This window comes from Prevotella sp. MGM1, assembly GCF_002933775.1.
In the GTDB taxonomy this organism is placed as follows: Bacteria; Bacteroidota; Bacteroidia; order Bacteroidales; family Bacteroidaceae; genus Prevotella.
The window spans coordinates 1-711 of the sequence record NZ_BEWV01000047.1 but is presented as its reverse complement, the minus strand read 5'-3'; the positions used below and the strand labels follow the sequence as shown (position 1 = coordinate 711).

1 protein-coding gene is annotated in these 711 nt (G+C 56.3%); it reads left to right on the top strand.

Annotated features, from left to right (window positions below; translation table 11 throughout):
• Positions 1-31: 31 nt before the first annotated feature.
• On the top strand, positions 32-711 hold a 680-nt coding region (locus MoGM_RS00930; protein WP_233210094.1), incomplete at its 3' end, for a PLP-dependent cysteine synthase family protein.

Genomic DNA, 711 nt, shown 5'->3' with positions numbered 1-711 from the left:
GCCTGTATATTATAATAATGTGGACAAAATGATGAAAGGAGCAAATGACATGGTAAGGAAGATGAGAGTGGCAAAGCGTCTTACGGAGCTTGTCGGTAATACGCCGTTGATGGAAATGGGCGGTTTCTCCGGAAAGCGGGGACTGGCCAAGGCTGTGATAGCGAAGATTGAGTATTTCAATCCCGGCGGAAGCGTCAAGGATCGCATCGCGCTGGCGATGATAGAGGATGCGGAGAAGAGCGGGGCGCTGCGTCCCGGAGCCACTATAATAGAGCCTACGAGCGGAAACACGGGTGTGGGGCTTGCCATGGTGGCCGCCGTGAAAGGCTATCGGCTGATACTCACAATGCCGGAGACCATGAGCGTGGAGCGCCGCAGCCTTGTGAAGGCATACGGAGCGGAAGTGGTGTTGACACCCGGAGCACAGGGGATGGCCGGAGCCATAAGGGAGGCGGAGCGTCTGCGCGACGGCATGGACGGAGCGGTGATACTGCAACAGTTTGAAAACAAGGCCAATCCCTTAAGGCACTATCACACCACGGCTGAGGAGATATGGAACGACACTGACGGCAGAATAGATATATTCGTGGCGGGAGTGGGCACCGGCGGCACGGTCTCGGGCATAGGGAAAAGGCTGAAAGAGCTTAATCCGGAGATTAGGATAATTGCCGTCGAACCGCGCTCGTCGGCCGTTCTCAACGGGGGTATGCC